The organism is Sinorhizobium terangae, assembly GCF_009601505.1.
In the GTDB taxonomy this organism is placed as follows: domain Bacteria; phylum Pseudomonadota; class Alphaproteobacteria; order Rhizobiales; family Rhizobiaceae; genus Sinorhizobium; species Sinorhizobium terangae.
Map to the genome: position 1 here is coordinate 37,517 of NZ_WITC01000100.1, position 12,238 is coordinate 49,754.

At 61.3% G+C, this 12,238-nt stretch carries 10 protein-coding genes; 6 read left to right on the forward strand and 4 right to left on the reverse strand.

Annotated features, from left to right (window positions below; translation table 11 throughout):
* The first annotated feature begins 44 nt into the window (after positions 1 to 44).
* From lptF to rsmA, 6 genes are all read left to right on the forward strand, one after another.
* Positions 45 to 1,217 (forward strand): LPS export ABC transporter permease LptF, encoded by a 1,173-nt coding sequence (lptF, locus tag GHK62_RS23620; RefSeq protein ID WP_153441488.1) that lies wholly within the window; start codon positions 45 to 47, stop codon positions 1,215 to 1,217.
* Positions 1,214 to 2,296 (forward strand): LPS export ABC transporter permease LptG, encoded by a 1,083-nt coding sequence (gene lptG / locus GHK62_RS23625; protein WP_153441489.1) that lies wholly within the window; start codon positions 1,214 to 1,216, stop codon positions 2,294 to 2,296. The genes lptF and lptG overlap by 4 nt, the downstream gene beginning before the upstream one ends.
* Entirely contained in the window at positions 2,296 to 4,644 is a 2,349-nt protein-coding gene (locus tag GHK62_RS23630; protein ID WP_184108524.1) for an LPS-assembly protein LptD, read from the forward strand. The genes lptG and GHK62_RS23630 overlap by 1 nt, the downstream gene beginning before the upstream one ends.
* A 197-nt stretch (positions 4,645 to 4,841) precedes the next feature.
* A complete protein-coding gene (locus GHK62_RS23635) occupies positions 4,842 to 5,780 on the forward strand; it encodes a peptidylprolyl isomerase (RefSeq protein ID WP_167528343.1) in 939 nt (312 codons plus the stop codon).
* A 9-nt stretch (positions 5,781 to 5,789) separates the two neighbouring features.
* Positions 5,790 to 6,818 carry a 4-hydroxythreonine-4-phosphate dehydrogenase PdxA gene (pdxA, locus tag GHK62_RS23640; RefSeq protein WP_153441492.1) on the forward strand — a complete coding sequence of 343 codons (1,029 nt, stop codon included), beginning with the start codon at positions 5,790 to 5,792 and terminating at the stop codon, positions 6,816 to 6,818.
* Complete coding sequence (rsmA, locus tag GHK62_RS23645) at positions 6,818 to 7,648, forward strand: 16S rRNA (adenine(1518)-N(6)/adenine(1519)-N(6))-dimethyltransferase RsmA (protein WP_153441493.1); 831 nt, start codon at positions 6,818 to 6,820, stop codon at positions 7,646 to 7,648. Before pdxA ends, rsmA begins: the two co-directional genes overlap by 1 nt.
* An 18-nt stretch (positions 7,649 to 7,666) precedes the next feature.
* Here the strand turns inward: rsmA and gmk are convergent, their stop codons facing one another.
* The 4 genes from gmk to fabF all read right to left on the reverse strand — a co-directional run bounded on the left by gmk (position 7,667) and on the right by fabF (position 12,217).
* Positions 7,667 to 8,326, reverse strand: a complete 660-nt coding sequence (gene gmk, locus GHK62_RS23650) for a guanylate kinase (RefSeq protein WP_153441494.1) — start codon at positions 8,324 to 8,326, stop codon at positions 7,667 to 7,669.
* A gap of 3 nt (positions 8,327 to 8,329) precedes the next feature.
* Positions 8,330 to 9,217: a YicC/YloC family endoribonuclease gene (locus tag GHK62_RS23655; RefSeq protein WP_153441495.1), complete on the reverse strand. Its 888-nt coding sequence runs from the start codon at positions 9,215 to 9,217 to the stop codon at positions 8,330 to 8,332.
* Positions 9,218 to 9,416: 199 nt separating this feature from the next.
* Positions 9,417 to 10,622 (reverse strand): endolytic transglycosylase MltG, encoded by a 1,206-nt coding sequence (gene mltG / locus GHK62_RS23660; protein ID WP_184108523.1) that lies wholly within the window; start codon positions 10,620 to 10,622, stop codon positions 9,417 to 9,419.
* Between the two features lie 329 nt (positions 10,623 to 10,951).
* Positions 10,952 to 12,217 carry a beta-ketoacyl-ACP synthase II gene (gene fabF, locus GHK62_RS23665; protein ID WP_153441497.1) on the reverse strand — a complete coding sequence of 422 codons (1,266 nt, stop codon included), beginning with the start codon at positions 12,215 to 12,217 and terminating at the stop codon, positions 10,952 to 10,954.
* Positions 12,218 to 12,238: the final 21 nt, after the last annotated feature.

The window sequence follows — 12,238 nt, forward strand, 5'->3', positions numbered from 1 at the left end:
AACGCGGATGAAAGACTTGAGCAGGATTTGGACCGGATACGGACATGAAGCTGGTTGAACGCTACATCTTCCGACGCGCCGCGACCATGTTCCTCGCAACGCTCCTGCCGTTGATGGGTATCGTCTGGACGACTCAGGCCCTCACGAACGTGAACCTGGTCACCGATAGCGGCCAGTCGATCTTCGCCTTCCTGAAACTTGCGACGCTGATTCTGCCGTCGGTCGTTCCGATCATACTCCCGTTCGCGCTCGTGATCGGCGTGACGCAGACGCTAAGCGCAATGAATACCGATTCGGAGCTGACGGTGCTGAATGCAGCCGGCAGCTCCCGCATGTCGATCATCCGGCCGGTCATCTATCTCGCCGCGGGATTAAGCGTGCTGTCCTTCACGATCGACAATTTCGTCGAGCCCTATTCACGTGTCGCCGTGCGCCGGATGATCGCGACGGCGCATGCCGACCTTCTCTCCGCCGTGGTCCAGGAGAACGCCTTCCGCAAGATCACCGATGGGCTTTATGTCCAGGTCGGCGCCCGCCGCAGCGGAGGCGTGCTGCAAGGCATCTTCGTTGCCGATTCGCGCAATCCGAATTTCGAGCTCGTCTATTATGCTCGCGAGGGCGCCGTGGACGAGGAAAGCTCGGCTCTGGTGATGAAGGATGGCGAGGTCCACCGCAAGCTGCCGGATGGTGGCGTCTCCGTCATCAAGTTCGACTCCTATGCCTTCGACCTGACCGACATGACCAAGGCAGTGGGCGAGGCCAACATCCGCGCGAAGGATCGCGACCTTTTCTATCTGCTCAACCCCGATCCGAACGACCCGGCCTACAAGCGGGCGCCGCTAGCCTTTACGGCGGAGCTCCATAAACGTTTCACCGAATGGACCTACCCGCTGCTGTTCGGCCTCATCGCACTCGTCTTCAGCAGCGATGCGCGCTCTCACCGCGAAGCGCGCGTGCACCCGATGATCAGCGCGCTCGGAGCGGCGCTTGTGATCCGATGGATGACGTTCTATGCGGCCAACAGCGCCGAGGAGTCTTTCTGGTTCATTCCGCTCATGTATTTTGTTCCGCTGGCAGCCGGCGCACTTGCGATCCATCAGTTGGTCAGCAATCACCGGCTCGACATACCGATGACATGGCGGGAAAAACTCTCCGAACTCATGATACGGCTACGCTTCATGCGGCCGGCGGGCGCTGACGGGGAGCAGGCCTCATGATGCTCAACACGCTCGGACGCTATTTCTTCAAGCGCTACACGATCACGACCTTCTGGTTCCTCGTCGGGATCTTCGCGCTGATCTTCATCATCGATTTCAGCGAACTTGCCAGCCGCATGTCAGCACTCCCCCACTACACGGTGAGCGGCGCGCTGCTGATGACGACGTTTCGCATCCCGACGATCATGCAGCAGACAGTCCCCTTCATCGCGCTCTTTGCGGCGATGGCAGCATTGATCTCGCTGAACCGCCGCTATGAATTGGTCGTCACGCGGGCAGCCGGCATTTCCGTCTGGCAGTTCCTTCGACCCTTCGTGCTCGGGGCGTTTCTTTTCGGCCTGCTCGCCGTGGCTGTGCTCAACCCGCTTGCAGCCTGGGGGACGAAAAAAGCCGAGGCGCTCGAAGCCGAGTGGGGCTCGTCCCGTTCCGCCCAAGCAAATTCGATTCCCTGGCTCCGCCAGATCTACGACGGCACAGACACGATCATCGGAGCGCGCTCCGTTCAGAACGGCGGAACGGAGCTTATCAACGTCACCGTCATCCACTTTGATCCACAGGGTACGATCATCAAGAGGCAGGACGCGAAGTCCGCGAAACTCGAAGATGGTTACTGGCTACTTAACGACGTGACGGAAACCGGCGGCGGAAAGCTGCCGCGTCGTCAGGAAACGGCACAGCTTCCCACCAACCTGAAGGCGGAATTCGTTCAGGAGCGCTTGGCAAAGGCTGATTCCATTCAGTTTTTTGAGCTTCCACGGAAGATCGACGTAGCGCGATCCTTCGGCTTTTCCACCAACGCCATGGAGACGCAATTCCACTCGCTGCTCGCTCTGCCGTTGCTGCTTGTGGCGATGACTCTGATCGCGGCATGCGTCTCTTTGAAATTTAGCAGGTTTAACCAATCGCGCTCCGTAATTCTCGGTGGAATCCTCTCGGGCTTCGTGCTTTATGTCGTCACCGTGCTTGTCAAAGCATTCGGGAGCAGCGGTATTGTGCCTCCGTTCGTTGCAGCCTGGTTGCCAGTTGTTGTAGCGATGGCGCTGGGCTCGACGATTCTACTGCATCAGGAGGATGGCTAGTGGCGGCAGGCAACCGCAAACGCACGAAGCTGATCAATGCTGCCCTGCTTTCAGGCGTGGCATTGCATACACTTGCCATGGGAATGAATGCGCCCGCGCTGGCGCAGGACACATCGGCACGAATCGATTCGCTGCAGCCGAACATCCCGGCTGACGCAAAGCTGCTGCTGTCCGCCAATGAGCTCATCTACAATCGCGACGCGGAAACCGTCACTGCGCGCGGTAGTGTTCAGATCGCGTACGGCGGCTACAGAATGGTCGCCCGTCAAGTCGTTTACGACCAGAAGTCAGGGCGAATCATCGCGACCGGCGAGATCCAGCTGACCGAACCGGACGGCAATGTTGTCTACGCCGACAAGATGGATGTCACCGACGACTTCGGCAACGGTTTCGTTCAGGCCCTGCGGATCGAGACGACCGATTTGACGCGGCTGGCGGCCGAGTCCGGTGAGCGCCGCAACGGCGAGGAGTTCATCCTCAACAAGGCCGTCTATACCGCTTGCACGCCCTGCAATATCAAGCCGGAGCACCGTTCGCTATGGCACATCAAGGCGGAGCGTGTGATCCAGAATGGCAGGACGCACACGATTCGGCTTGAACACGCCTATTTCGAGCTTTTCGGCAAACCGATCGCCTATATTCCGGTAATGGAAATCCCGGACCACACGGTCAAGCGCAAGAGCGGGTTTCTGTTCCCGAAGTTCCGCTATACGCAGAAACTTGGCGCCGGTGTGGGCGTCCCTTACTACTGGGCGATCTCGCCCTATATGGATGCAACCGTCACAGCAACGGGGCTGACGCGGCAAGGCTTCCTGCTCGAGGGCGAATTCCGTCAGTCCTTCCATAATGGCTTGCACACGCTGAACGTAGCCGGCATCAGCCAGCTCGACAGAGGCAAATTCACGCCCGATACCGTCGATGCCCAGGAGACCAACCGCGGGATGGTGGCGTCGAAGGGTGAATTCGAGATCAATCCGCGCTGGTCATTTGGCTGGAACGTTCTCGTCCAATCGGACGCCAACTTTGCCAAGACCTATGATCTGGAGAGCTTCGACGGCACGACCTACACCAATCAGGCCTACCTGACCGGCCTCGGCAAGCGCAACTACTTCGACCTGCGCGCCTTCTATTTCGACATCCAGGACGCCGACCCCAACAGCCTCGAGGAAAATCAGCAGCCTGCGGCTCAGGTCCTCGACTACTCCTACTTCGCGCCGGAATCCGTCCTGGGCGGCGAGCTCAGCGCAGACGTGAACCTCACGAACATCAAACGCAACCGACTGGACAGCATTAACGTTCTCGGCGTCGAGCGCTTCCGCGGCCTTGAAGGCACCACGCACCGTCTGAGCGCGGACCTCGAATGGAAGCGGACATTCATTGCGCCCGGCGGTCTCGTATTGACACCATTGCTCGCGGCACGCGGCGATGCCTTGGGCCTCAACATGGATAATCCGGGCCCCGCTTACACCGGCGACTACACGAATAGCGACGCGGTAACGCGGCGCATGCTGACCGCCGGCCTGGAGGCACGCTACCCGATCCTCTTTGCCGGCGAGAACAGCAGCCACGTGCTGGAGCCGATCGGCCAGATCTATGTCCGGCCGGACGAACAGCATGCCGGCGGGCTCCCCAACGAAGACGCACAGAGCTTCGTCTTCGATGCCACCAACCTTTTTGATCGCGACAAGTTCTCCGGCTTCGACCGTATCGAAGGCGGAACGCGCGCCAACCTCGGCATCCGCTATACCGGAAGCTTCGACAATGGTTACGGCTTGCGCGCCATCGCCGGCCAGTCGTTCCACCTCGGCGGGCTCAACTCCTTCGCAACCGACGATCTCGTCAAGGTCGGAGCGGATTCGGGACTGGAAACCAAGAGTTCGGACTATGTGGCGATGGTCGGCATCGACGCGCCCTACGGCCTGATGGCAAGTCTCTCCGGGCGACTGGACGAGGACGACTTTGCCCTGCGCCGCGCCGACGCCACGGTCGGCTATCTTGGCCTGAATTGGCAGGCGGCCCTGACCTATACGCGGATCGAAGCACAGCCGACCTATGGCTCGCCCTCCGACCAGGACGAGATCCAGACGGCCGCTGCCTACCGATTCCAGGATTACTGGTCGGTGTTCGGAGCATTGACCTATGACATCAACAATGATGTCATTTCCCGCAATGGCTTCGGCATCACCTATGACGACCAGGATACGTTGTTCTCGATTGTCTACACGCAGGAGCGCGATACCGACAGTTCGGTCGCGAACGACTGGTCGATCGGCGCTCGCATCAGCTTCCGCACGCTTGGCGACATCAATGTCGGTGACACCACGTTCGACGAACTGGACTTCTACTGAGGTCCGCACCGGACGCCCATGACCTTATTCTGCCAGCTGCGCGTCCAGAAGACGCGCAGCACTTAAGGTTGATCATGTGGTCTTGTCATCCTTTGGCCGCATGTATTATGCATTTCCTCCAACTGACACAGGGAAGGCGCAAGCTGGCGGTCCAACGCGGACCACAGGCGGTTGGGGCGCGGGACGGACAGGGAAATATGATGGGCGGGAAATCGATCTTGAGGGTGATACCGGCGCTGGTGCTGGCCGGCACGCTGAGCGTCGCTGCATACACGACGGCACTGGCCGCAAGCGGCGTCAAGGTGATCGTCAACAATGTCGTCATCACCTCAGGCGACATTGCCAAGCGCGCAGCCTTCCTTCGCCTTCAACGCCAAGGAGGCGGCGCCGAGGAAGCCAAGCGGCAGCTTATCGACGAAGTGCTGAAGCGCGGCGAGATCGCGCGCGTCCAGCAGTCGGTCAGTACCCAGGACGTTGACGCCGCCTTTGCGCGGTTTGCAGCGGGAAACAAGATGTCGACCGACCAACTCGGCAAGATCCTCGATCAGGCCGGTGTCGGCGTCGATCATTTCAAGCAGTTTATCGCCGTTCAGATGAGTTGGCCTCGCGTCGTCAATTTCCGCTTTGGCAACGCCAATCGCCTCTCCGGCGGCGACCTTGTGAAGCGCATGATGGAAGGCGGCGGCAACAAGCCTGTGACGACAGAGTATTTCCTCCAACAGGTCATCTTCGTCATTCCTGAATCCAAGCGCGGCGCGATTACGGCAAAAAGGCAGGCCGAAGCGAACGCGTCGCGATCGCAGTTCCCCGGTTGCGAGACATCCAAGGTCTTTGCGGCCAATTATCGCGACGTATCGATCCGCAACCTCGGCCGTGTGCTTGCCCAGCAATTGCCGGAAGATTGGAAGCCGCTCGTCGAAAAGGCCGGCGACGGCATGACGACTGGCACGCGCGTCACCGAAAAGGGTGTCGAATATCTTGCAATCTGCAAGAAGCGTCAGGTCAATGATGATACCGCCGCCGAAATCGTCTTCCGCGCCGAGGACCTGGGCAAGAAGAAGGCCGGCGGCGAAGACCCGAACAGCGCGAAATACCTCGAAGAGCTGCGTGAAAAGGCGCAGATCATCAACAAGTAACGGGCGACCATGAGCAAGACGAGCGGCAGGCCGATCGCCCTGACGATGGGCGATCCGGCCGGTATTGGCCCGGATATCAGCCTGGCTGTGTGGGCAAGGCGCGAGACGCGGGCGACGCCGCCTTTCCTCTTTATTGGCGATCCTGCAGTGCTCTCGGCCCGCGCAAAGGCTCTCGGCCAGGCGGTGCGGATAACGGAAACCGATTGTCTTGACGCCTGTGCGGCCTTCGCGAACGCCTTGCCCGTATTGCCGGTGCGTTGCGCTGTTCCGGTTGTCGCCAGCGAGCCCGACCCGGCCAACGCCTCCACCGTCACCGCCGCCATCGATACCGCCGTGCAGCTCGTCATGGCTGGCCAAGCCACGGCCGTAGTCACCAACCCGATTGCGAAGGCCGTGCTCTACGAGGCCGGTTTCCGCTTCCCCGGCCACACCGAATATCTTGCGCATCTCGCTGAGCAGACAACCGGGACTCCCGTCCTGCCGGTGATGATGCTGGCCGGGCCGAAGCTGCGCGCAGTTCCCGTCACGATCCATATTCCGCTCAAGGATGTTCCCGGCGCGCTGACGCCGGAACTGATCCACCAGACCTGTACGATAACGGCCGCAGATCTCCGAAACCGCTTTGGCTTGGCGAGGCCGCGCCTTGCCGTCGCCGGTCTCAATCCGCATGCAGGCGAAGGCGGTGCGCTCGGCCTCGAGGACGATGCCCTCATCCGTCCGGTCATCGACCGGCTCCGCGCTGAGGGATTGGATGTCGTCGGCCCGCTCCCGGCCGATACCATGTTCCACGACCGTGCCAGGGAGACCTACGACGCGGCGGTCTGCATGTATCATGACCAGGCACTGATACCGGCGAAGGCGCTGGGCTTCGATGACAGCGTGAATGTCACGCTCGGGCTGCCCTTCATCAGAACGTCGCCGGACCACGGCACCGCTTTTGGCATTGCCGGAAAGGGCATCGCGCGCGAAGACAGCCTGCTTGCGGCGCTTCGCCTCGCGGCGGAGCTCGCCGCCAATACGGAAGGGGCGCATCGCTGATGGCGGCGCTTGACGGTCTGCCGCCGCTCAGAGACGTCATCCAGCGTCACGGTCTCGATGCGAAGAAGGCGCTCGGCCAGAACTTCCTGCTGGACCTCAATCTCACCCAGAAGATCGCCCGCACGGCCGGTCCGCTCGACGGCGTGACCGTCATCGAAGTCGGCCCGGGACCGGGCGGCCTCACAAGGGCGATCCTGGCGCTGGGCGCCAAAAAGGTGGTGGCAATCGAACGGGATGCCCGCTGCCTGCCGGCGCTCGCCGAAATCGCCGCCCATTATCCTGGGCGGCTCGACGTGATCGAGGCCGACGCGCTGAAGATCCCCTTCGAAACGCTCGCCAACGGTCCGGTGCGTATTATCGCCAACCTGCCCTACAACGTAGGAACGCAACTTCTCGTCAACTGGCTGCTGCCGGAACAATGGCCGCCGTTCTGGCAGTCGATGACGCTGATGTTCCAGCGCGAGGTGGGCCTTAGGATTGTGGCGGGTGCCGACGACGATCATTACGGCCGTCTCGGCGTTCTCTGTGGCTGGCGGACCAAGGCGCGCATGGCCTTCGACGTCTCGCCGCAAGCCTTCACGCCGCCGCCCAAGGTCACCTCGTCAGTCGTCCATCTGGAGCCGATCGCCGATCCGATCCCCTGCTCTGTCTCCGCGCTCGAAAAAGTGACGCAGGCGGCCTTCGGGCAACGCCGCAAGATGCTGCGCCAGAGCCTGAAAAGCCTGGGTGGCGAGGCGCTGTTGGCAAGAGCGGATATCGATCCCCAAAGGCGCGCCGAAACGCTGACGGTCGATGAATTCTGCCGATTGGCGAATTGCCTCAACCGTTAAACGCTGCCCCCCGCTCGATCAAAAGGGGTTTTCCGTCAGCAGTCCGTTGACGAATTCGAACAGGCCGGGACGGCGGTCGCGGCGCAGGCGTTCGGCTTCCACAATCGCCCGGACAGCGGAGAACGCCCGGTCGAGATCGTCGTTCACGACGATATAGTCATATTCGCGCCAGTGCTCGATCTCGGCACGCGAATTGGCGAGCCGGGTCGCAATCACGTCCTCACTATCCTCGGCGCGCCGGTGCAGCCGCGACTGCAATTCGGCCATGGACGGCGGCAGAATGAAGATCGAGACGACATCGCCGCCCATCTTTTCCTGCAATTGCTGCGCGCCCTGCCAATCGATGTCGAACAGCATGTCGCGGCCTTCGGCCATCGCCGCCTCGACGGCATCGCGCGGGGTTCCATAGAAGTTGCCGTGCACCTCCGCCCATTCGAGGAGCGAGTCGGTCGCGCGCAGCGCCTCGAATTCGCGGATCGACTTGAAGAAATAATGCCGTCCCTCGATCTCGCTCGGCCGCCGCGCGCGCGTCGTCACGCTCACCGAGATGCTGAGTTCCGGATCGGCCTCGAGGAGGTTGCGGGCGATCGTCGACTTGCCGGCGCCCGATGGCGACGAAATCACGAGCATCAGCCCACGGCGGGCGATCTTGACGGGCGAAGCGGTCGCCGATTTCATGTCTTACTCCAGATTCTGAACCTGCTCGCGAAACTGATCGATCACGACCTTCAACTCGATTCCGGCGGCCGAAACGGCGGCGGCATTCGACTTCGAACAGATCGTATTCGATTCGCGGTTAAATTCCTGTGCCAGGAAATCCAGCTTGCGGCCGACGGGACCGCCCTTTGCGAGAAGATCCCGGGCAGCGGCGACATGCGAACCGAGACGGTCGATTTCCTCTCTAAGATCCGCCTTCGTGGCAAGCAAAGCGACCTCCGCATGCAGTCTTTCGCGGTCGAGCGAGGACGCGCCCTCCATTAACAGCGCCACCTGCTGCGCCAGCCGTTCGGCGATCGCGGAAGGGCTTCGGGACGGGTCGCTCTCAACGCCAGCCCTCAATTGCTCGATGCGATCCACATGCGCAAGCAGGATCTGGCCGAGCGCCGCTCCCTCCTCTTCGCGCATGGACCGCAGGTCTTCAAGGGCGAGCGCCAAACCGGAGAGGATATCGGCGTCGCGCGCGACACGCTCGCTTTCCCTTTCCTCCGGCTCCCGAAAGTCGACGATGCCGCGGATCGAGAGCAGCGTGTCGAATTTCAGCGGGGCCGGATCGACGAGATCACCAAGCTGCTCGCGCAGCCGCAATACGGCCGACAACGCGCCCTGGTTGACCACGGCCTCGACGGCGGCCTCGCCCCCGCTCACGTTGAGTCCGATTTGCAGGTTGCCGCGAACGAAATATTCCGAAGCAAGGCGCCGGCAGTCGGGCTCGAAGCGTTCAAGGCCCTGCGGCAAGCGAAGGCGAACATCGAGCCCCTTGCCGTTAACCGACCGCAATTCCCAGGCCCAGCGATGGCGTCCGCTGCTGCCCTCTCTCCTCGCAAAGCCAGTCATCGATTGGAGCGGCATCATTACCTCCGTCCGCTGCATGTTTCCCGGGATCGGAACCGTTTGAGGGTGAAACCGTACAGCGCCTCAAACTGCGACGGCGACCCTTATGCATCGGAAGCGACGCACGACCCTGCAGTCGCAAAAGCAATAGGGCGACGGCGCGGCATCCCGCAAGGGATATCCGCACCGCACCCTGTCCGTCCACAATAAGGGCCTGTTACTGTACCTCCGCCGGCGTCACCGTCGGCTCGGCGGTTGCGGCCGCCTCCGCCGCCTTGGCTGCCTCTGCCGCCTTCTCGGCCTCAAGCTTTCTCCAACGCCTTACGTTTGCGTTGTGTTCGTCGAGCGTCGCTGCAAAGACATGGCCGCCTGTTCCGTCCGCCACGAAATAGAGTTCCGGCGTGCGCGACGGGTTGGCAACGGCCTCGAGGGCCGCGCGGCCCGGATTGGCGATCGGCGTCGGCGGCAAGCCTTTGATGAGATAGGTGTTGTACGGCGTTTCCTTATCAAGGTCCGACTTCAGGATTGCGCGGTCCGCCGGCTTCCCCTCCCCGCCGAAGATGCCATAGATGATGGTGGGGTCGGATTGCAGCCGCATGCCCTTTTCGAGGCGGTTGATGAAGACCGACGCCACGCGCGGCCGCTCGTCCGCGCGGCCCGTTTCTTTTTCAACGATCGACGCCAGCGTCACGAACTCCTCAACGGTCGAGACCGGAAGATCGGGGTCGCGCATTTTCCAGATCTGATCGACCAAGGCCTTCTGCGCCGCAACCATCTGCTGAACGATCTCGGCGCGCTTGGTGCCGCGGGTGAATTTGTAGGTGTCAGGCTTGAGCGAGCCTTCGGATGGCAGATCCTGCGGCAGATCGCCGACCAGCACCGGATCGTTGGCGAGCTTGTTGAACATCTGCTTAACCGTCAGCCCCTCCGGGAGCGAAACGGAGTAGAGGATCGACTTGCCGGACTTCAGCAATTGCATGATTTCTTGCATCGACGATCCGGCCTTGATCTCGTATTCACCCGCTTTCAGGGTTTCGTTGTCGAGATAGGCCTCAGACACGAAACGGAACACGCGTCCGTCGGTAATGATGTTGTTGCGCTCAAGGCCGCTGGCAATTTCGCTGATGCCCGCGCCATTGCGAACAATGAAGTTCTTGTTGGCTTCCAGCGGGCCGGGCTTTTCATATTCGTGCATCGCATAATAGACCGCGCCGGCGGCTGCGAGCGCCACGAAGACGATAACCGTCATCACGAAATTGAGAAAGATGACGACCTGACTGCGCGCCTTGCGGGAACGCTTCGGCGGTTGCGGAACCTTTTCGGGGCGCAGGGCCTCGCTCGCCGATTTCGGGATGATCGGCCCGTTGCTCCCGGTTTCATTGCGGCCGAATTGTACCGCGCTGTTATCGTCTGAGTCGCTCACGCTTATCCCGAATCCGAAATCCGCAACCTCAATCAAGCTGCCACCGATGCGAATTTCGGCTTAAAACCGACGGCAAGCTGAATGTGTCAGAGCAATGGATATTCTACAAATTGTCAGAAATGCCTTGCGCGAACATAGTCTCGGCGTCGCCGCCCAGCGGCGGCGAATCCTCCGATTACAGCTTGTAGCGAGCAATGCGGCAAAAAGCAGGATCACAAAGCGGTGTTTGAAGTGCACCGGAGGGTCGGAAGCGGTCTCCGACGCAATGCCCGATCCTCGGCAGAACCAGCCGAGGATCGGCATTGTCGATCGCATCATAAAGCCGATGGTTAGTTGCCGTTATAACGGCGCAGCACCAGTGAGGCATTCGTGCCGCCGAATCCAAAGGAGTTCGACAGCGCGACGTTGATCTCCCGCTTGCGCGCAACATGCGGCACCAGATCGATCTTCGTCTCGACGGAGGGATTGTCGAGGTTGAGGGTCGGCGGAGCGATATTGTCGCGAATCGCGAGCGCCGAGAAGATCGCCTCGATCGCGCCGGCGGCGCCAAGCAGGTGCCCGATTGCCGACTTGGTCGAAGACATGGATATCTTGGACGCGCTGTTGCCGACCAGCCGCTCGACCGCGCCGAGCTCGATCGTATCAGCCATCGTCGAGGTACCGTGTGCATTGATGTAGTCGATGTCGGCGGCCATCAGGCCGGCACGCTTCAATGCCATTTGCATGCAACGATAGGCGCCGTCACCGTCCTCGGACGGAGCAGTGATGTGGAAGGCGTCGCCCGACAGACCGTAGCCGACGATTTCGGCATAGATCTTGGCGCCGCGTGCCTTCGCATGCTCCAGTTCTTCGAGGATGACTACGCCTGCGCCCTCACCCATGACGAAACCGTCGCGATCGGCGTCATAGGGGCGCGATGCCTTTTCCGGGTTATCGTTATGCTGGGTCGAAAGCGCCTTGCAGGCGGCAAAACCTGCGAGCGAGATGCGGCAGATCGGCGATTCCGTGCCACCCGCCACCATCACGTCGGCATCCCCGAGCGCGATTAACCGGCTCGCGTCGCCGATCGCGTGCGCGCCCGTCGAGCAGGCCGTCACGACCGAATGGTTCGGGCCACGCAGCTTGTGGCGAATGGAGACCTGACCCGAAGCGAGATTGATCAGACGGCCGGGAATGAAGAACGGGGAGATACGGCGCGGGCCCTTGTCGCGCAGCGTATACCCCGCATCGACGATGCCCTCGAGGCCACCGATGCCGGAGCCGATCAGCACGCCGGTCGCGATCTGGTCTTCATCGCTTTCCGGCTTCCAGCCGGCGTCGGCCAGCGCCATGTCGGCGGCCGCCATCGCGTAAACGATGAAGGGGTCGACCTTGCGCTGCTCCTTCGGCTCCATCCAGTCGTCGGCATTGAAGGTGCCGTCGGAGCCGTCACCGAAAGGAATACGGCAGGCGATCTTGGCAGGAAGATCCTCAACCTCGAATTCGGTGACCTTGCGCGCAGCGTTCTGGCCCGCGATAAGACGCGACCAGCTGACTTCGGTTCCGCAACCCAAAGGAGATACCATGCCGGTACCGGTGATAACGACACGTCTCATAAACCGTGACCCACCCTGACT

What these genes read in the sequence shown, in the direction of transcription:
- lptF (WP_153441488.1), top strand. Translation starts at nt 45, where the DNA reads ATGAAGCTGGTTGAACGCTACATCTTCCGACGCGCCGCGACCATGTTC.
- rsmA (WP_153441493.1), top strand. Translation starts at nt 6,818, where the DNA reads ATGGCGGCGCTTGACGGTCTGCCGCCGCTCAGAGACGTCATCCAGCGT.
- pdxA (WP_153441492.1), top strand. Translation starts at nt 5,790, where the DNA reads ATGAGCAAGACGAGCGGCAGGCCGATCGCCCTGACGATGGGCGATCCG.
- fabF (WP_153441497.1), bottom strand. Translation starts at nt 12,217, where the DNA reads ATGAGACGTGTCGTTATCACCGGTACCGGCATGGTATCTCCTTTGGGT.
- lptG (WP_153441489.1), top strand. Translation starts at nt 1,214, where the DNA reads ATGATGCTCAACACGCTCGGACGCTATTTCTTCAAGCGCTACACGATC.
- gmk (WP_153441494.1), bottom strand. Translation starts at nt 8,326, where the DNA reads ATGAAATCGGCGACCGCTTCGCCCGTCAAGATCGCCCGCCGTGGGCTG.
- GHK62_RS23655 (WP_153441495.1), bottom strand. Translation starts at nt 9,217, where the DNA reads ATGCCGCTCCAATCGATGACTGGCTTTGCGAGGAGAGAGGGCAGCAGC.
- GHK62_RS23635 (WP_167528343.1), top strand. Translation starts at nt 4,842, where the DNA reads ATGATGGGCGGGAAATCGATCTTGAGGGTGATACCGGCGCTGGTGCTG.